This is a genomic window from Streptomyces asoensis (assembly GCF_013085465.1).
GTDB classification, from domain to species: domain Bacteria; phylum Actinomycetota; class Actinomycetes; order Streptomycetales; family Streptomycetaceae; genus Streptomyces; species Streptomyces cacaoi_A.
On record NZ_CP049838.1, the window covers coordinates 1,325,792 to 1,346,102 of the forward strand.

Sequence of the window (20,311 nt, forward strand, 5' to 3'; positions counted from 1 at the left end):
TCTGACGGCGAGTGGGCGGCGGGGACGGGCTGCGCCAGGAAGCGGGGAACGGCTGCGTCAGGAAGCCGTGAACTCGTTGAACTCGTTGTCGATGATGTCGAAGACCTCGTCGTCGGTGACCGAGTCGAGGTCGTCGTCCGTTCCGTCCTGGGCGGCGTCCGGAGACCACTTGGCCAGCAGGACCTGCAGGGCGGCGGTGACCTGGGCGCGGACCGTCCGGTCGTCGGGTACGGAGGCGAGCGCGGTCCTGAGCTTCTCGACCTCGGCGACCGCCCGGTGCACTGTGGGCCCGCCCTCCGGAGCGAGGGCCTCGCGCAGGTGGGCGACGAGCACGGCCGGTGCCGGGTGGTCGAAGAGCAGCGTGGCGGGCAGCCGCAGGCCGGTGGCCGCGGACAGCTTGTTGCGCAGTTCGACCGCGGTGAGCGAGTCGAAGCCCAGCTCCTGGAAGGCACGGTCCGGGTGGACGGCGTGCGCGTCCCGGTGGCCGAGAACGACGGCGGTCTCCGCGCGGACCAGGTCGAGCAGAATCTCGTTCTGAGCGCCCTCATCGAGGCCGGCCAGGCGCTGGCGCAGCGAGCCGGCCGTGGCGAGGTCGGCACGCCTTGCGCGGGCTTCGGCCGCCGCGATCCGGCGGACCTCTGGTACGCCCTGGAGAAGCGCGGAGGGCCGGCGTGCGGTGAACGCCGCGTGGAAACGCTTCCAGTCGATGTTCGCGACGGTGAGGCCGCTCTGACCGCCCGTCAGGGCGCGGTCGAGGGCGGTCAGCATCAGCTCGGGGCGTACGGTCTCGATGCCCTGGCGGCGCAGTTGCGGTGCCGAGGTGGCGTCGACCATGCCGCCGCCGCCCCAGGCTCCCCAGGCGATGGAGGTGGCGGTCCGGCCCTGACCCTGCCGACGCAGGGCGAGGGCGTCCAGATAGGCGTTGCCCGCGGAGTAGGCGCTCTGGCTGCCGCTGCCCCAGACTCCCGCGATGGACGAGAACACGATGAACCCGTCCAAGGGGGTGTCGCCAAGCAGTGCGTCGAGGTGGGCCGCGCCTGCCACCTTGGCCGACACGACGGCGCCGAAGTCGTCGAGTGTCGTCTCCTCCAGGGAGCCGAAGCCGTTGACGCCGGCGGCGTGCACCACCGTGCGCACCGGGTCGCCGTCCGCCGTCAGCTTCGCCAGCAGGTCCGCCAGGGCCTGCCGGTCGGTGACGTCGACGGCGGCCACGGTGACCCGGGCGCCGGCCTCGGTGAGTTCGGCGGTCAGTTCGGCGGCGCCCGGGCTGTCGGAGCCTCGGCGGCTGACGAGGACCAGGTGTCCGGCGCCGCCTGCGGCCATCCGGCGGGCGGCGTGGCCGCCGAGGGCTCCGGTACCGCCGGTGATCAGTGTGGTGCCGGTGGGCTGCCACAGCGTCTCGTCCGGCTGCGGCCGGTACAGCGGTGTCCGCTCCAGGCGTCGGACGAGGACCATGCCGTCGCGCAGGGCGAGCTGGTCCTCGTCGCCGCTGCCGCCGCCGAGCACCGTGGTGAGCAGGGCGCCCGTCTCGTCGTCGAGGGTGGCGGGGAGGTCGATCAGTCCGCCCCAGCGGGCCGGGTGTTCGAGCGCGGCGACCTGGCCGAGTCCCCACAGAGCGGCCTGGTCGGTGCTGTGCACCGGGTCGGTGTCGGAGGTGGCGACGGCGTTCTGGGTGGCGAGCCAGAGCGGTGCCTCGATGCCGGCGTCGCCGAGCGCCTGGACCAGGGCGAGTGTCGCCGCCAGACCGCCGGTGACTCCGGGGTGGCCGGTCTCGTCGAGAGCGAGCAGGGACAGGACGCCCGTGATGGCGTTCACGTCGGGCACCGCGCGGGCGATGAGGTCGGTGAGGGCGCCGCGTCCGGATGTGTCGACGGGCAGTGGTACGACGTGGGTGCCCCGGTCGCCGAGGGCGGTGAGGCACGCGGTGATGGTGGCGTCGTCCGTGTGGCCGGCGGGCATGGCGACCAGCCAGGTGCCGGTGGGTGCCGCTGCTAGGTCCGTGGCCTCGGCCGGGGCCCAGTTCGTGCCGTAGACCATGTTGTCGAGTCGCGAGGAGCCGGTTTCGCGGGCCAGCCGGGCTTCTGCGAGCTGTTCCTGGGTCACCTGACGGCCTATGAGGGCGTCGATGCGGGCGACGGGGGCGCCCGTGTGGTCGGTGACGGTGACCTGCCAGGTCTCCTCGCCCGCGGGGACGAAGTGTGCCCGCAGGCGGGAGGCTCCGCGGGTCCACAGGGTGATGCCGTTCCAGGAGAAGGGCAGTCGCGGCAGTCCGGTGCCGTAGATCAGCGGGGCGTGCAGCGAGGCGTCGAGCAGGGCGGGGTGCAGGGAGAAGCGTCCCGCGTCCTCCTGCTGCTGCTCGGGCAGCGCGACCTCGGCGAATATCTCGTCGTCGCGGGTCCACACCGCGCGCAGTCCCTGGAAGGCGGGACCGTACTCGTAGCCGCGCTCGGCCAGGTCCGCGTACACGGACGCGGCGTCCACGGGTACGGGGGTGGCGTCGGCCGGTGGCCAGGCGAGCGTGGGCTCGGAGGAGTCCAGGTCCTCGGGGAGGAGCGTGCCGGTTGCGTGGCGCGTCCAGCCGGGTTCGTCGCCCTCGGGGCGGGAGTGGACGGAGACGGCGCGGCGGCCGGACTCGTCGGGTTCGGTGATCTCGACGCGGACCTGGATGCTGCCGTCCTCGGGGAGGATGAGGGGTGCTTCGATGACGAGTTCCTCGAGGGCGCCGCAGTCGGCCTCGGCGCCGGCGGTGAGGACCAGGTCGACGAAGCCGGTGCCGGGCAGCAGGGCCGTGCCCCACACGGCGTGGTCGGCCAGCCAGGGATGGGTGCGTACGGACCAGCGGCCGGTGAAGGCGACGCCGCCGGTTCCGGGCAGTTCCACGGCGGCGCCGAGGAGCGGGTGTGCGGAAGGGGTGAGGCCGGCGGAGGAGACGTCGCCCCCGGCGCGTTCCGTCTTCAGCCAGTAGCGCTGGTGTTGGAAGGGATACGTCGGCAACTCCACCCGCCGGGCCCCCCACGCATCGAACGCAGCCTCCCAATCAACATCAACACCCCCCGCAAACACCTCACCCACCGACCGCAAGAACCGCTCCAGACCCCCCTCACCACGACGCAACGACCCCACCACCAGGCCGTCCACACCCACCGCACCCATCGTCTCCGCCACCACAAAACCCAGCACCGGATGCGGACTCATCTCCACAAACACCCGCCGCCCCTCACCCAACAGCCGCCGCGTCACCTCCTCCAAACGCACCGGCTCCCGCAGATTCCGATACCAATACCCCCCGTCCAACAACGCCGTATCCACCACCCCACCCATCACCGTCGAATAGAACGGCACCCCCGACGACACCGCCGACACACCCTCCAACACCCCCGCCAACTCACCCTCAACCCGCTCCACCTCCACCGAATGAGACGCGTAATCCACCGCAACCCGACGCACCCGCACCCCCTCAGCACCCAACTCCTCCTCCAACACCCCCAACGCATCCACCCCACCCGCCACCACCACCGACGACGGACCATTCACCGCAGCAACCGACAACCCCCCACCCAAACGCCCCTCCACCACACCCACCGGCAGAGCAACCGACAACATCCCACCCCCACCAGCAAGCGACGACGCAATCACCGCACTACGCCCCGCCACCACCCGCGCACCGTCCTCCAACGACAACGCACCCACCACACACGCCGCCGCGATCTCCCCCTGCGAATGACCCACCACACCAGCCGGCTCCACACCCACCGACCGCCACAACCCCGCCAACGACACCATCACAGCCCACAACACAGGCTGCACCACCTCAACCCGCCCCAACGCCTCCTCATCACCCAACACATCAACCAACGACCACCCCACAAACGGCGCCAACGCCTCCCCACACCGCGCCATCCACTCCGCAAACACCACCGACTCCGACAACAACCCCAACGCCATCCCCACCCACTGCGCCCCCTGACCCGGAAACACAAACACCACACCCCCACCACCATGAACGGCCGGTGCAGTGTCGGGCGCGACAGCGAGGGCCGCCAGACGCTCCACGGCCTCCTCGTGCGTGCCGGCGACCACAACACCGCGATGGGGAAAGCGAGTTCGGGTGGTCAGGAGCGACAGTGCCGTGTCGTGCAGAGGGGTGCCCGGGTAGGCACGGAGGTGGTCGGCGAGGGAGGCCGCCTGGGCGCGCAGAGCTTCGGGGGTCGTGCCCGACAGGGTCAGCGGTACGACGCCACTGGGGACCGTACGTGCCGGCGCGGGGGTGTCGGAGGGTTCTTCGGGCCTGGCCTGCTCCAGGATGATGTGCGCGTTGGTGCCGCTGATGCCGAAGGACGACACACCGGCACGCCGCGGCTCGCCCCGCTCGGGCCACTCCCGCGCCTCGGTCAGCAACTCGACCGCACCCGCCGACCAGTCCACCTCAGGCGTCGGAGCGTCCACATGCAACGTCTTCGGCAGCACACCATGCCGCATCGCCTGCACCATCTTGATCACACCCGCCACACCCGCGGCGGCCTGTGTGTGACCGATGTTGGACTTCAGGGAGCCCAGCCACAGGGGTGAGTCCTCGGGGCGGAAGCGGCCGTAGGTGGTGAGGAGGGCCTGTGCCTCGATCGGGTCACCGAGGGACGTACCGGTGCCGTGCGCCTCCACCACGTCGACATCCGCCGCGGACAGCCGGGCGTTCTCCAGCGCCTGCCGGATGACACGCTGCTGGGAAGGGCCGTTGGGCGCGGTCAGGCCGTTGGACGCACCGTCCTGGTTCACCGCGCTGCCGCGGACGACCGCGAGGACGGCGTGGCCGTTGCGGCGGGCGTCCGACAGACGCTCCAGCAGCAGGACGCCCACCCCCTCGGCCCAGGCGGTGCCGTCCGCCGCAGCAGCGAACGCCTTGCAGCGGCCGTCCAGGGCCAGTCCGCGCTGGCGCGAGAACTCCACGAAGGCGCCCGGGGTCGACATCACGGCCACGCCGCCCGCCAGCGCGAGCGAGCACTCGCCGGAACGCAGCGCCTGAGCGGCGAGGTGGATCGCCACCAGGGACGACGAGCACGCGGTGTCGACCGTCACCGCGGGGCCCTCGAAGCCGAGGGTGTACGCCACTCGTCCGGAAACGACGCTGCCCGCGCCGCCGGTGAGGACGTAACCCTCGATCTCCTCGGAGCCGGTGCCCATGCGGGGGGCGTATTCCTGTCCGGCGACGCCGGTGAAGACGCCGACGCTCTCGCCCTTGAGGGTGGCGGGATCGATCCCGGCACGCTCCAGGGTCTCCCAGGAGGTCTCCAGGAGCAGTCGCTGCTGCGGGTCCATCGCCAGCGCCTCGCGCGGGGAGATCCCGAAGAAGGGCGCGTCGAAACCGGCCACGTCGTCGAGAAAGCCGCCCTCACGGACGTAGGACGTTCCGGACACGTCCGGGTCGGGGTCGTAGAGGGTGTCGAGGTCCCAGCCACGGTCGGCCGGGAAGGCGCCGACGGCGTCGGTGCCCTCGGACACCAGCCGCCACAGCCCGTCGGGGGAGGTCACACCTCCCGGCAGCCTACAGCCCATGGCCACGATGGCGATGGGTTCGGTGCGCCGGTTCTGTTCCTCGCGCAGCTTCTCGCGCGTCTGTTGCAGCTCGGCCGAGACCCGCTTGAGGTAGGTGAGTGCCTTCTCGTCGGTGGTCATGGAACCTGATCTCCTCTTCCGCGTGCCTGGCGGGTCAGCCGAGCCCGAGCTCGTTGTCGATGAAGGCGTAGACGTCGTCGGCGGTGGCGGCTTCGAGGTGCCGGGTCCGGTCGCCGCTCTCGTCGGGGCCGCTCTTCAGGGCGGCTTCTTCGAGCCTCGATCCGAGGAACCGCAGCCGGGAGTGGATGCCGGAGTGCTCCAGTTCCTCCGCCAACAGGGCGTCGAGCGCCGCTTCCAGGGCGTCGAGTCTGGCCGCGACCGGATCGGATTCCTGGTCGAGGGCCTTGAGCAGGTAGTCGGCGAGCGCGGTGGGAGCCGGGTAGTCGAACACGGCCGTCGTGGGCAGCCTGGTACCTGCCGCCCTGCCGAGCCGGTTGCGCAGTTCCACCGCTGTCAGCGAGTCGAACCCGGCCTCCTTGAAGGCGCGGTCGGGTACGACCAGTGAGGCGTCCAAGTGGCCGAGGACAGTCGCGGCTTCCTTGAGGACCACGTCCAGAACGAGGGCGGCCTTCTCCTCCGCGGGGAGTCCCGCGAGCCGTTCGGCCAGAGTGCGTTGGGGGGTCGTACCGGCGGTAGCGGCGCGGCGCGGCGCGCGTACGAGTGCGCGCAGCATCGGGGGAAGCCCGCCGGAAGCGGCCCGGTCGCGCAGCACGCTCAGGTCGAGCCGGGTCGGCACGAGGGCCGGTTCCCCGGCGGTCAGGGCGGTGTCGAGGAGGGCCAGTCCCTCCTCGGCCGTCAGCCCGAGCATGCCGTCGCGTTCGGTGCGCCGGCGGTCGGTTTCGGCGAGGGTGCTGGTCATGCCGCTCGCGTGCGACCACAGGCCCCAGGCGAGCGACACCGCGGGCAGTCCTTCGGCACTGCGGACGCGGGCGAGTCCGTCGAGGAAGGAGTTGGCTGCCGCGTAGTTGGCCTGCCCGGGGTTGCCGAGGACACCGGCGGCCGAGGAGAACAGCACCCAGGCGGCGAGGTCGAGGTCCCGGGTCAGCTCGTGCAGGTTGAGGGCTGCGTCGGCCTTGGGCCGCAGGACGGTGGCCATCCGCTGCGGGGTGAGCGCGGCGAGCACGCCGTCGTCGACGACGCCCGCGGTGTGCACGACGGCCGTCAGGGGCGCGGTTGCGGGGACGGAGTCCAGCAGCAGGGCCAGGGCGTCGCGGTCGGCGGCGTCGCAGGCCTCGACACGTACGGTCGCCCCCAGGGCGGTGAGTTCGGCGGTGAGTTCCCGCGCGCCGGGCGCGTCGGGGCCGCGCCTGCTGGTGAGCAGCAGGTTGCGGGCGCCGTGTTCGGTGACGAGGTGGCGGGCGACGAGTGCGCCGAGGGAGCCGGTGCCGCCGGTGACCAGGACGGTGCCGTCGGGGTCGGGCCGGCGTGGCAGGGTGAGGACGGCCTTGCCGGTGTGGCGGGCCCGGCTGAGGTGCCGGAAGGCGTCCGGGGCGTGCCGTACGTCCCATGCCGTCACCGGCAGCGGGGTGAGGGTTCCGCGGTCGAAGAGGCCGACGAGTTCGTCCAGCAGCTCGCGGATACGGTCGTCGTCCGCCTCCGCGAGGTCGTAGGCGCGGTACTCGACCCCGGGGTGGCGTTCGGCGACCTCTGTGGCGTCACGGATGTCGGTCTTGCCCATCTCCAGGAAGCGCCCGCCCCGCGGCAGCAGGCGCAGGGACGCGTCGACGAACTCGCCGGCCAGTGCGTCGAGGACGACGTCGACGCCACGGCCGTCGGTGGCGTCAAGGAAGTCCTGCTCGAAGTCGGTGGTGCGGGAGTTGGCCAGGTGCGCGTCGTCGAGTCCGCGGGCACGGAGGGTGTCCCACTTGCCGGGGCTGGCGGTGCCGTAGACCTCGGCGCCCAGGTGACGGGCGACCTGGACGGCGGCCATGCCGACGCCGCCGGCCGCGGCGTGGACCAGGACGGTCTCACCGGGCCGGACGCCGGCCAGGTCGCGCAGGCCGTAGAGGGCGGTGAGGAACGCGATGGGCGCGGCGGCGGCCTGTGCGAAGGTCCATCCCTCGGGGACGCGAACGAGCCTGCGGTGGTCGGTCACGGCCTCCGGGCCGAACGCCCCGCCGGGGAACAGGCCCATGACCCGGTCACCGGGCGCCAGGCCGGTCACGCCGGGGCCGGTCTCCAGGACGATGCCCGCGCCCTCGCCGCCGATCGCGGCCCTCCCGGGGTACATGTCCAGAGCGATCATGACGTCGCGGAAGTTCATGCCTGCGGCGCGGACGGCCACCCGGACCTGGCCGGGGGCCGGTGGGCCGGATGCGGCATTCGGCACGAGGGCCAGGTTCTCCAGGGTGCCGGGCCCGGTGGTGTCCAGATGCCAGGTGCCGGCGCCTTCGGGAACCGTCAGGCCGACCGCGGCGGCGCGGACGAGGCGGGGCACGGACACCTCGCCGTCACGTACCGCGAACTGCGACTCCTCCATGGCCGCGGCCACCACCAGGAGCCCGGTGAGCGCGTCGCGGGAGGCGTCGTGTCCGTCGATGTCGGCCAGGAGGAAGCGGTCGGGGTGCTCGGCCTGGGCGGAGCGCACCAGGCCCCAGACCGCGGCTGCCGCCGGGTCGGTGACGCTCTCGCCGTCGAGAACGGCGACGGCGCCCCTGGTGACCACCAGCAGCCGCGATGTGTCGTCGCCGGGCTCGGCCAGAAATGCCTGGAGGTCTCCCAGCACACGGTCGGCGAGCGCGCGTACGTCCTCGGCCGAGGTGCCGTCTCCAGTGGCGTCGAGGGCGCGGATGCCGTGCGGAACGTCCGCGCGCGCCGTGACCGGCAGCGCCGTCCACGTCGTACGGAACAGGGATTCGTGTCCGGCTTCGGTAGCCGGGCGCAGGTGTTCGGCCGCCACGGGGCGCAGGACGAGGGAGTCGACGTCGACGATCGGGGCTCCGGTGGCGTCGGTGATGCGCAGGGACACCCCGCTCTCTCCGGCGGGGGTCAGCCGGACCCGCAGGGCCTTGGCACCCGAGGCGTGCAGTCGTACGCCGTTCCACGCGAAGGGCAGCAGACGCCTTCCTTCGCCGGGCTCGGCGACGCCGCCGAATGCGCTGGGGTGCAGGGCGGCGTCGAAGAGGGCCGGGTGCAGGCCGAACAGGTCGGCGTCGTCGTGGTGTTCGTCGTCGAGGGCGATCTCGGCGAAAACCTCCTCTCCGTCGGTCCACACCGCGCGCAGTCCCTGGAAGGCGGGGCCGTACTCGTAGCCGGCCTCGGCGCGTTGCCGGTAGAAGTCCGTGACGGGCACGGCCGTGGCGTTCGGCGGGGGCCACGGGGTGGTGTCGATGCCCGGCGCGTCGCCGGGGTTCGTCCGTGTCAGGGCACCGTTCGCGTGGCGGGTCCACGCCCCGTCGTCGCCGTCGGGGCGGGAGTGGACGGAGACGGGGCGGTCGCCGGTCTCGTCCGGGGCGCCGACGTGCACGCGGATGCGCACCGCACCGTCGGCGGGCAGCACCAGGGGCGCGGCCAGGACGAGTTCGCGGACGGCGCCGTGCCCGACCTCGTCGCCGGCCCGGACGGCCATCTCGACCAGCGCCGTTCCGGCCAGCAGGACCGTGCCGTCGACCGCGTGGTCGGCGAGCCAGGGCCGGTCGGCCCGGGACAGGCGCCCGGTGAAGGTGACGGCATCGGCCTCGGGCAGTTCCACCGCCGCGGTCAGCAGCGGGTGGCCGGCCGCGGTGATGCCCGCGGCTCCGAGGTCACCGGCGCCGGGGGCGGCGTCGAGCCAGTAGCGCCGGTGCTGGAAGGCGTACGTCGGTACGACGGTGCCGCTGGCGCCGCTGCCGGCGAACAGCGAGGGCCAGTCGACGCGGGCGCCCCTGGTGTGGGCCCGGGCGACGGCCGCGAGCAGCGTCGCGGGTTCCGGCCGTCCGTCGCGCAGTGCGGCCACGCAGTCGACGGCCTCGGGAAGGCAGTCCTGCGCCATGGCGGTCAGCACTCCGCCGGGCCCGAGTTCGAGCACGGTGGTGACGCCCTGTTCGCGCAGGGTGCGAAGGCCGTCGGCGAAGCGGACCGTGCCGCGGACGTGGCGTACCCAGTACTCGGGGGAGCACAGCTGTGCGGGGTCGGCGAGGGAGCCGGTCAGGTTGGAGACGACGGGCAGGGCGGGGGTGTGGAAGCTCAGTTGGGCGGCGACCTCGTGGAAGGCATCGAGCATCGGCTCCATGCGCGGCGAGTGGAAGGCGTGCGAGACGCGCAGCCGTTTCGTCTTGCGGCCGCGGGCCGCGAGCACGGCGGCCACGGCTTCGACGGCGGGCGCGTCACCGGAGAGGACGACGGCTTCGGGGCCGTTGAGCGCCGCGACAGCGACTCCCTCGGTGAGCTCGGCGACGACCTCGTCCTCGGTGGCCTGTACGGCGATCATGGCACCGCCCTCAGGCAGCCGCTGCATCATCGCGCCGCGGGCGGCGACCAGGACCGCGGCGTCCTCCAGGGACCACACACCGGCCACATGGGCGGCGGCGAGCTCACCGATGGAGTGCCCGGCGACCAGATCGGGGCGCACGCCCCAGGACTCGACCAGCCGGTAGAGGGCCACTCCGACGGCGAACAGGGCTGCCTGGGTGTAGGCGGTCCGGTCGAGCAGGTCCGCGTCGGGAGTGCCGGGTTCGGCGAGGACGACGTCCCGCAGCGGGCGGTCGAGCCGGCGGTCCAGGGTGGTGCAGACCTCGTCGAAGGCGCGGGCGTACACCGGGAACGACGCGTACAGGTCGCGGCCCGTCCCGGGGCGTTGCGCGCCCTGGCCGGAGAAGACGACGGCGAGTTTGCCGTCGGTGGCGGTGCCGGTCGTGCCGTCGCCGGCGGCGAGGGCGGCCAGGGCGTCGCGGGCCTCGTCCGCGGAGCGGGCGACCACGACCGTGCGGTGCTCGAAGGCGGAGCGGCCGCTGAGCGTGAGGGCGACATCGGCGAGGGCGGGCGCCGGCTCCGCGTCGAGAAGGGCGGCGACACGTCCGGCCTGCGCGCGCAGGGCCTGGGGAGACTTGGCGGAGAGGACGAGCGGGACGAGTCCGTCGGGCAGCGCGCGCTCCGCCGTGTCCGCCGGGTCCGGTCCGTCGGCGGGAGTCGTGGCGGGGTCCTCGGTGGGCTGTTCGAGGACGACGTGGGCGTTGGTGCCGCTGATGCCGAAGGAGGACACGCCCGCGCGGCGCGGGCGTCCGGTCTCGGGCCAGGGCCTGGGCTCGGTGAGCAGTTGGACCGCGCCGCGGGTCCAGTCCACTTCGGGCGTCGGGGCGTCGACGTGGAGCGTCCGGGGCAGCACGCCGTGCCGCATCGCCTGCACCATCTTGATCACGCCTGCCGCACCGGCGGCGGCCTGCGCGTGGCCGATGTTGGACTTGAGGGAGCCGAGCCACAGCGGGTGGCCGTCGCCGGGCCGTTCCTGACCGTAGGTGGCGAGAAGGGCCTGCGCCTCGATCGGGTCGCCGAGGGAGGTGCCGGTGCCGTGCGCCTCGACGGCGTCGACGTCGGCGGGGGTGAGGTCCGCGTTGGCGAGGGCCTGGCGGATGACGCGCTGCTGGGAGGGGCCGTTGGGCGCGGTGAGGCCGTTGGAGGCGCCGTCCTGGTTGATGGCGGAGCCGCGGACGACGGCGAGGACCTCGTGGCCGTTGCGGCGGGCGTCCGACAGCCGCTCCAGCAGCAGCAGCGCCACGCCCTCGGACCAGCCGGTGCCGTCCGCCGCGGCGGCGAAGGCCTTGCAGCGTCCGTCGGGAGCGAGTCCGCGCTGCCGCGAGAACTCGACGAAGCTGCCCGGGGTCGCCATCACCGCGACACCGCCCGCCAGCGCCAGGGAGCACTCCCCCGCGCGCAGCGCCTGGGCGGCGAGATGCAGGGCGACCAGCGAGGACGAGCACGCCGTGTCCACCGTCACGGCGGGGCCCTCGAAGCCGAAGGTGTACGACACCCGGCCGGAGACGACGCTGCCCGCGCCGCCGACGCCGAGGTAGCCCTCGATCTCCCTCGCGGGCCGCACCGCCCGGGTGGTGTAGTCGTGGTACATGACCCCCGCGAAGACGCCGACGTCCGCGCCGCGCAGGGCCCTCACGTCCAGGTCCGCGCGTTCGAGGACCTCCCAGGAGGTCTCCAGGAGGAGCCGCTGCTGGGGGTCCATCGCCACCGCCTCGCGCGGGGAGATCCCGAAGAACTCGGCGTCGAAGCCGGCCACGTCGTCGAGGAAGCCGCCCTGCGTGACGTACGACTTTCCGGCGGCGTCGGGGTCGGGGTCGTACAGCTCCTCCAGGTTCCAGCCCCGGTCGGACGGGAACGGGGAGCGGCCGTCGGCGCCGTCGGCGACCAGACGCCACAGGTCCTCGGGTGACGTGACGCCGCCCGGCAGCCGGCAGCCCATCGAGACGATGGCGATCGGCTCGTCGGAGACCGCGGCGGGGGCGGGCCGGGCCGGGTCGGCGGTCTCGCCGTAGACCTCCTCCAGCAGCCGGTGCGCCAGGGCTTCGGGGGTGGGGTGGTCGAAGGCGCTGGTGGCGGGGAGCCGCAGTCCGGTGGCGGTGCTGAGCCGGTCGCGCAGGGCCACGACCATCACGGAGGTGAACCCCAGGTCCTTGAAGGCCCGGTCGGCCGGGACGTCCTCGGTGCCGGTGCGTCCGAGGACCGCGGCGGCCTCGGTGCGCACCAGCCGCAGCAGGATTTCCTCCTGCTCCTCGGCGGGCAGGCTCTCCAGTCGGCCGCGCAGCTCCGAGGTCTCGGCGCGCGCCTCCTGAGCCGTGGTGTCGATCAGTCCGCGCAACGGTGCGGGGACCGGGCCGGTGAGCAGGGCGGCGTTGTCGAGGCGCATCGCGATGAACGCGGCCTCGCCGGCGGCGTGCGCGGCGTCGAACATCACCAGGGCTTGCTGTTCGGTGAGTTCGCCCGCCGCGAAGGGTACGGCGCTCTCGACCGCGCCGTCCTTCCAGGGGCCCCAGGCCAGGGACAACGCGGGCAGGCCGTGGGCGCGCCGGTGCTGGGCCAGCGCCTCCAGCGCGGCGCTCTCGGCTGCGATGTCGCCGGCGCCGGGGGCGCCCAGGACTCCCAGGGGAGAGGAGCACAGGACGAAGGCGGCCAGGTCGCGGTCGGCGGTCAGGTCGTGCAGGGCGTGCGCCGCGGCGGACACGGTGCCGGTTCCGGTGATCTCCTCCGCGTGCACCACGGCCGTCAGCGGCGGTCGGCCACCGTCCGCGAGCAGCTCGGCGAGCGCGGCGCGGTCGCCCGTGTCGCACGCGACTGCGGTGGCGCGGGCGCCGGCCCCGGCGAGTTCGGCGCACAGCGTCTGTACGCTCTCGTCGCCGTGTCCGGGGGTGAAGCCCAGCAGCAGGTGGTGGGCGTCGTGCGCGGTCACGAGGTGGCGTGCGAGCGCGGCTCCCTGGGCGGTGGCGGCGCCGGTGACCAGGACCGTCCCGTCGGGGTCGAGCAGCGGAAGCGGCTGCTCCTCGCGGTCCATGGAGACGCGGGCGAAGCGCGGCAGCAGGGCGACACCGGAGCGGATGGCGAACTGCGGTTCACCGACGTTCACGGCGGCGGCCAGGGAGCGCGCGCCGTCCTCGCCGAGACCGTCGCTGTCGAGGTCGGCGAGCACGAGTCTGCCCGGGTGCTCGGTCTGTAGCGCGCGGACCAGGCCCCACAGCGGGGTGTGCGCGGGGTCCTGTACGTCCTCGCCGTCGCCGGCGGCCACGGCGCGCCGGGTGAGGATCACGAGCGTGACGTTCTCGTTGCGGTCGTCGGCCAGCCAGTCCTGTAGGGACGCGACGAACTCCTCGATGCCCGCCCCGGCGTCGTAGGCGGTCCGGTCCGTGAGGAGGACGCCGGTGCCGCCCCGGGCGGCCGTGCGGGCGGCGGCCGGGTCGGTGTGGACCTCGCACGGTACGCCGGCGTCCTGAAGGGCGGCGGCCAGGCCGAGCGAGTCGGAGCCCGCCAGCGCCCAGTCGCCCGGCTCGCCCGGGGCTCCGCCCAGGGAGAGCGGGGAGCTGGGTATCCAGTCGACGCGGAACAGCGAGTCGTACAGGCCGCTGCTGGTGGCGCGCAGCCGGGCGGGCGTCTCCAGCAGCCGATGCCGCACGATCTTGCCCGAGGCGGTGCGTGGGATCGCCTCGATCTCGTACAGCTCTTCGGGCACCTTGAAGTAGGAGAGGCGGTCGCGGCACTCGGTGAACAGCCGTTCCGTGTCCGGTCCCTGAGAGCCGGGGACGATGAACGCGACCGGTACCTCGCCCAGCACGTCGTGCGGCTTGCCGACCACCGCGACGTCGGCGACGCCCGGGACGGTGCGCAGGACCTCCTCCACCTCTCCCGGATGGATGTTCTCCCCGGCGCGGATGATCAGTTCCTTCCGGCGGCCGGTGATCGTGAAGTAGCCGGCCTCGTCACGGCGGGCCAGGTCGCCGGTGCGGTACCAGCCGTCGTGGAAGGCGGCCGCGGTGGCTTCGGGCTGGTTGTGGTACCCGGCCATGACACTCGGCCCGCGCACCCACACCTCGCCCTCCTGGCCGTCGGCGACGTCCTCGCCGGTCCGCGTGTCCACCAGGCGTACGCCCAGACCCACCACCGGCAGGCCGCAGGAGCCCTCGGCGCGGGCACCCGAGGGCCAGTTGACGGTGATGGAGCCGCAGGTCTCGGTGGAGCCGTAGGCGTCGATGAGGGGAACGCCGAAGACACGCTCGAACGACCGGCGCAACGATGCCGTGGTGACCGCGCCACCCACCAGGGCCACACGCAGCTGTGGAGCGGTGAAGCCGCGGTCGCGGGCCGCGTCGAGCAGATAGTGCAGCAGAGTGGGCACGCCGGCCAGGAAGGTGGCGCGCTCCTCGTCCAGGGCGGTCAGCACGTCCTCAGCCGACAGACCGTCGACGATGCGGGCGCTGGCGCCCACGGCCACCACGGAGAGCACGCAGGCGATGTGCGAGAGGCTGTGAAAGAGAGGCAGAGGCCACACGACGCGGTCCTCGGGGCCGAGCCCGGGCACCGGCACATAGCAGGCGGCCACCGACCACAGGCAGTTGCGCTGGGTGGAGAGCACGCCCTTGGGCCTGCCGGTGGTGCCCGAGGTGTAGAGCATCCACGCCAGATCGTCGAGACCGAGGTCATCACGGGCCGGCGTGGCGGGTTCCCGGGTCACGAACGGTTCGTATGGCAGGAAGCCCGACGGCACCGGCCCGTCGCCGACCAGGACGACCGTGAGGTGCGGACGGTCCGGAAGCAGGCGCCGCAGCTGTTCCACATGCGGGTGGTCGGTGATGACGATCCGGGCGCCGCTGTCGTCAAGGACGTGCGCGAGTTCCGCGTCACTGCTCTGCGGGTTGACGGGGACTCCGATGGCACTGGCCCGGGTGATCGCATAGTAACTCTCGACGATCTCGACGCGGTTGCCCAGGCAGATGGCCGCACGGTCGCCCGGTTGCAGCCGCAACTCCGCCAGGTGTCCGGCCAGTCGTCGGGTCCGCGACTCCAGGTCGGTGTAGCTGACGCTCCGTCGGGCGTCCCGGTAGGCGATCTTGGCACCGAATTGCCGGGCCTGGTGGACCAGCAGCTCGGGAAGCGGCCGGATCAGCTCCGTGCGCAACATGTGTCGCCATCCCTCCGGGGCGAGAGCAGACGGGCAGTCCGCAAGGGCAGACGCCCTACCCGGCACAGTCTTGTCATCCGACGCTCCTCCACACCCCCTCATCACCCCCCTACTCATCCCTATCTTGAAGAGTGACCAGAATTAATAAGCAGGGGTTGGAGCGGCGGGCCGACGGCATTAAGCTCCATCGCCGTACTGACAGTCATCGCGTTATTGGCTGTCGGCCCGAAATACACCATGAGCGGCCATCGCATTTCCGTCAGTGCCCTGGGAGCGGGATCTATTTTTCCCGGAAGCCTTCTTGCGACGGCGGGACGGCAGAGAAAGGGACACACACGGACATGACGAATTCGGCACCCCATCACACCCGTATCCGGGTGGAACTCGGCGACCGCTCCTATCCCGTCGACATCGGACCCGGGGTGCGGCACTCGCTGTCCGGGATCGTCGAGCGGATGGGAGCGCGGCGCGCGGCGGTGGTCTCGGCTCGGCCGGACGCCTGGATTCCCGACCCCGGCGTGCCCTCGCTGGTCCTGCGAGCCCGTGACGGCGAGAGGGACAAGACGCTCGGCACGGTCGAATCGCTGTGCCGGGAGTTCGTGCGTTTCGGCCTGACCCGTGACGATGTCGTCGTCTCGGTCGGCGGCGGCACCACGACGGACGTCGTGGGTCTCGCCGCCGCCCTCTTCCACCGCGGGGTGCCCGTGGTACATCTTCCGACCACGCTGCTCGCGCAGGTGGACGCCAGCGTCGGCGGCAAGACCGCGGTGAACACACCCGAGGGCAAGAACCTCATCGGCGCCTACTGGCAGCCCAGTGCGGTGCTGTGCGACACCGACTACCTGGAGACCCTGCCCGAGCGGGAGATGCTCAACGGCTACGGGGAGATCGCCCGCTGCCACTTCATCGGCGCCGGCGACCTGCGGGAGCTGCCGCTGCCGGAGCAGATCGCGGCGAGTGTGGCGCGCAAGGCACAGATCGTGTCCGCCGACGAGCGCGACACCGGCCTGCGCCACCTGCTCAACTACGGCCACACCATGGGCCACGCGTTGGAGCTGGCCACGGACTTCCGGCTGCGGCACGGCGAAGCGGTGGCGATCGGCACCGTGTTCGCGGGGCGGCTCGCCCGGGCCATGGACCGGATCGACGGGCAGCGGGCGGCGGAGCACCTGGAAGTGGTGCGTCACTACGGGCTGCCCCACGAGCTGCCCGCGGACGTCGCTCCGGCCCGGCTGATCGAACTCGTACGGCTGGACAAGAAGGCGATGTCGGGGCTGACCTTCGTGCTGGACGGCAAGGACGGCGCCGAGTTGGTGCCTGATCTGCCGGAGGACGTCGTCGCGCGGGTGCTGGCGGAGATGCCGCGCGCGGCGGCCTGAGAAGGGTTCGGGTGCGGATGCCGCGCGCGGCGGCCTGAGAAGGGTTCGGGTGCGACGGGCGGTTCGGGCCGGTCCGGGCGAGGAGTTCGTCCGGACCGGCGCGGACCACGTCGTTCCCGGCAGGCGGACCACGTCGTTCCCGGCAGGCGGACCACGTCGTTCCCGGCGGCGGGCGGGCCGCCGCCGGCCATGAGGGCCGTCGGCCCCGTGATCCGCCCGGTCTCAGTTCTCCGGTGGACGGCCCTTGGCCAGCAGGACCGCCCCGTGCAGTGAGGAGAGTCCACCGAGCCGGGCGGGCTCCACGGACGGCGGTGGGAAACCGGGGCGGGCCAGTCGCGCCGTCTCCGCCCCGACCGTTTCGGTGAAGCCGGGCAGGGCGTCGGCGAATCCGCCACCGACCACGACGACTGCGGGGCGAAGCAGTTCGCCCACCCCGACAGCCGCCGCGGCCAGCGCCGCACAGCCCTCGCGTACGGCGTCGGCCGCCCAGGACGTGCCGTCGGCGAGCGCCTTCACCAGCTCGGGGAAGGTCACCTCGGTGCCGCGGGCGCGGGCCGCCCGGCGCAGTACGGCGGGGCCCGAGGCCACGGACTGCACACAGCCGCGGCGCCCGCAGTCGCACAGTTCCCCGGACCGGTCCACGATCAGGTGGCCGATCTCGCAGGAGCCCCGCGAGGGGCCGGGCAGCAGTCTGCCGCCGTGGACGATCCCGCCGCCTACACCGGTGCCGACTCCGAGATACAGCAGGTCGGGACGGCCGGCCGCTTGTGCCTCGGCGAGCGCGGCGAGGTCGCCGTCGTCGGCGCAGACCACCTCGGCGGTGCCGAAGACCTCGCGCAGCGCGCCGCCGAGGTCGAGGCCGGTCCAGCCCGGGCGGTTGGGCCAGGCGGTGACGACGCCCGCCGCGTCCAGGGTGGCGGGCATCGCCACGCCGACGCCCGCCCACTCGTCCGGGGCGACGGCGCACAGCTCCCGGATCTGCCGGGCGAGCAGGTCCAGGTCCGCCGCCGCGTGCACGGGCCCGTCGGGGGCCCGCGGCCACCGGAAGCCGGCCTCGCGCACGGTGCCGTCCGTGTGCTCCGCACGCAGGGCGACCTTCGTGCCGCCCACGTCGATGCCCAGGTGGTAGGGGATGGCTGCCTCCCGGCCGGGTCAGTCCCTGAGGTGGTCGGTGACGATCTCCGCGACCTGGCGGAGCACGCGGGGGCTGCTGAGCATCTCCTCGTGGCCGCAGCCCAGTTCGTGTCGCACGATCTCGCCCGCGACGTACGGCGCCCAGGCCTCGCTGGAGGCCGCTTCGGCCACCGGGCTGGGATCGGCCGCGAACAGGTGCATGGCGCCGCTGTACTTCTCGGGCGTGTGGGCCTTCCAGGCGCCGAGGTCGGTCAGCATGGTCTCGACGAAGGTCTCGGCCGCGCTCTTCCTGCCGCGCCAGGCGTAGTTCGTCGCCATGTCGGCGAACTCGGCGACGTCCTCGTACGTGAGCGGGCGCTCGTATTCGGCGAGGTCCTTGCCGTTGATCAGCAGGATCAGTTCGATCAGGCCCTGCTCGTCACGGTCTTCCTTGTCCGTGATGTGCGGGTTGGTGTTGAACACGCCGAGGAACTCGATCTCCTCACCGCGTTCTTGGAACTCGGCGGCGACGGCGTGGGCGAGGATGCCTCCGAAGGACCAGCCGAGAATGCGGTACGGGCCCTCGGGCTGCACGCCGCTGATGCGGTCCGCGTAGTCCGCCGCCATGGCCGCGATGCTGTCGACGGGGGTGTCCAACTCCTGGAAGGTGTGCGACTGGAGGCCGTAGAGGGGGTACTCCAGGCTGAAATGCTGGGCGAGCACTCCGTAGCACCAGGCGGTGCCGCCGAGGTGACGCATGCAGAACAGCGGACGTGCCGAGCCCTTGGTCATCAGCGGCAGCAGTACGTCGAAGGAGTCCTGCGGCTCCTCACCCGTCAGCCGCCGGGACAGCTCGGCCGGCGTCGGGGCCTCCACCAGCAACCGGATCGACAGCTCCAATTGCATCTCGGAGCGCACCCGGGCCAGCAGCCGTGCCGCGAGCACCGAGGAGCCGCCGAGGTCGAAGAAGCTGTCGCGTGGTCCGACCTGCTCCACACCGAGCACCTCGGCGAAGAGCCGGCTGAGGAGCAGTTCCGACTGCGTGAGGTGCGTCTCCACCATCGCCGTCTGCGCGACGACCGGGGCCGGCAGCGCCTTGCGGTCGAGCTTGCCGTTGGGGGTGAGCGGGAACTCCTCCAGGGCCACCACGGCGGACGGCACCATGTACAGGGGCAGTGTGTCCGCCACGAATTTCCGCAGCTCCTTGGTGTCGGGCACACGGCCGGGGGCGGCTGTCACGTAGGCCACGAGGCGGCGGTCGCCGGGCCGGTCCTCGCGGACCGTCGCGGCCGCCTGGTCGATGTCCCCGGACCGCTCCAGGACGGCCTCGATCTCGCCGAGTTCCATCCGGAAGCCATGCAGCTTCACCTGGTGGTCGGCACGGCCGACGTACTCCAGGTCGCCGTCCGGGCGCAGCCGCACCACATCGCCCGTGCGGTACATCAGGGCGCTGCCGTCACCGAAACGGTCGGGCAGGAAGCGCTCGGCGGTCAGCTCCGGCCGGTTGAGGTAGCCGCGGGCCACTCCCGCGCCGGCGATGAACAGCTCACCCTCGGTGCCGGCTTCGACGGGCACCAGTTCCTCGTCGAGGACGTACAGCCGGGTGTTGCGCAGCGGCTTGCCGATGACGGCGGCGTCCTCGGGACCGGTGACCGGGTGGACCGTGGACCACACGGTGGTCTCCGTGGGCCCGTACCACTGGACGACCTCGGCACCGAGGTCGAGCAGCGCCGCCGCCAGCTTCTCCGACAGCGCCTCGCCGCCGATGAGGATGCGCAGGCCGCGCAGCGCCTCGGGGCTGACGGTGGCCAGCATGTTCCAGTGAGTGGGGGTGGCCTGGGCGGTGCCGATCTCCCCGCGGACGATCAGGTCGCCCAGCGCCTGAGGGTCCTGCCCGGTGGCACGTGGCGCGATGACCGCGCGGGCACCGGTGTAGTACGGCAGGAACAGCTCGGGCACCGACATGTCGAAGGTGGCGGTGGTGACCGACAGCATGCGGTCACCAGGTCCCATGGCCAGCCGCTCCCGCATCGCCTCCAGCAGGTTGTGCAGGGCACGCACGGGGATCTCGACGCCCTTGGGAGTGCCGGTGGAGCCCGAGGTGTAGATGACGTACGCGAGGTCCTCGGGCCGCGGCGGGGCGGCCCGTTCGGCGTCCGTCAGATGTCCGGCGGGCAGTTCGGCGAGGGTCGCGGCCGTCGCGGGGTCGTCCAGCACGACGCGGGGAACACCCACGTCGGTGCGGTCGGCGTCGATGCGGGTCGACGTCAGCAGGGCGACCGGAGCGGCGTCGCGGACCTGGAAGGCCACGCGCTCGGCGGGGTGTTCCGGGTCCAACGCCAGGTAGGCTCCGCCCGCCTTCAGCACCGCCAGCAGTGCCACCAGCAGGTCCGTTGAACGTGGCAGCATCACCGCGACGACGCGGTCGGGCCCCACACCCCGGGCGACCAGGTGGCGGGCGAGCCGGTTGGCCTGCTCGTGCGCCTCCCGGTATGTGAGCTCCACGCCCTCGCATTCGAGGGCCGTGAGGTCCGGAACGGAGTCGGCCCGCTCCTCCAGCGCGTTCACCAGCATGTTCCCCTCCACAGGGCTCGTACGGATTCTCGCCGCGGTGCCG

Annotated in this window: 5 protein-coding genes; 1 reads left to right on the forward strand and 4 read right to left on the reverse strand. The window is 72.7% G+C overall.

The annotated features are described in order from the left end of the window. Positions 1-57: 57 nt before the first annotated feature. Both G9272_RS45885 and G9272_RS45155 read right to left on the reverse strand, forming a co-directional pair. Positions 58-5,670 (reverse strand): type I polyketide synthase, encoded by a 5,613-nt coding sequence (locus G9272_RS45885; protein WP_171395552.1) that lies wholly within the window; start codon positions 5,668-5,670, stop codon positions 58-60. Between the two features lie 34 nt (positions 5,671-5,704). Then, positions 5,705-15,202: a type I polyketide synthase gene (locus tag G9272_RS45155; protein WP_171395553.1), complete on the reverse strand. Its 9,498-nt coding sequence runs from the start codon at positions 15,200-15,202 to the stop codon at positions 5,705-5,707. A gap of 341 nt (positions 15,203-15,543) precedes the next feature. Between G9272_RS45155 and G9272_RS05995 the strand changes: the two genes are divergently transcribed. After that, a complete protein-coding gene (locus tag G9272_RS05995; RefSeq protein WP_171395554.1) occupies positions 15,544-16,581 on the forward strand; it encodes a 3-dehydroquinate synthase family protein in 1,038 nt (345 codons plus the stop codon). A gap of 222 nt (positions 16,582-16,803) precedes the next feature. On the opposite strand, the gene G9272_RS06000 is transcribed toward G9272_RS05995, so the two are convergent. Then, complete coding sequence (locus tag G9272_RS06000; protein ID WP_253267729.1) at positions 16,804-17,691, reverse strand: ROK family protein; 888 nt, start codon at positions 17,689-17,691, stop codon at positions 16,804-16,806. A gap of 42 nt (positions 17,692-17,733) precedes the next feature. Further along, on the reverse strand, positions 17,734-20,268 hold the full coding sequence (locus G9272_RS06005; RefSeq protein WP_171395555.1) for an amino acid adenylation domain-containing protein: 2,535 nt from the start codon (positions 20,266-20,268) through the stop codon (positions 17,734-17,736). Positions 20,269-20,311 lie beyond the last annotated feature (43 nt).

Bases quoted from the DNA above. Each gene is read 5' to 3' on its own strand.
- G9272_RS45885 (WP_171395552.1), bottom strand. From the start codon at position 5,670: ATGACCACCGACGAGAAGGCACTCACCTACCTCAAGCGGGTCTCGGCC.
- G9272_RS45155 (WP_171395553.1), bottom strand. From the start codon at position 15,202: ATGTTGCGCACGGAGCTGATCCGGCCGCTTCCCGAGCTGCTGGTCCAC.
- G9272_RS05995 (WP_171395554.1), top strand. From the start codon at position 15,544: ATGACGAATTCGGCACCCCATCACACCCGTATCCGGGTGGAACTCGGC.
- G9272_RS06005 (WP_171395555.1), bottom strand. From the start codon at position 20,268: ATGCTGGTGAACGCGCTGGAGGAGCGGGCCGACTCCGTTCCGGACCTC.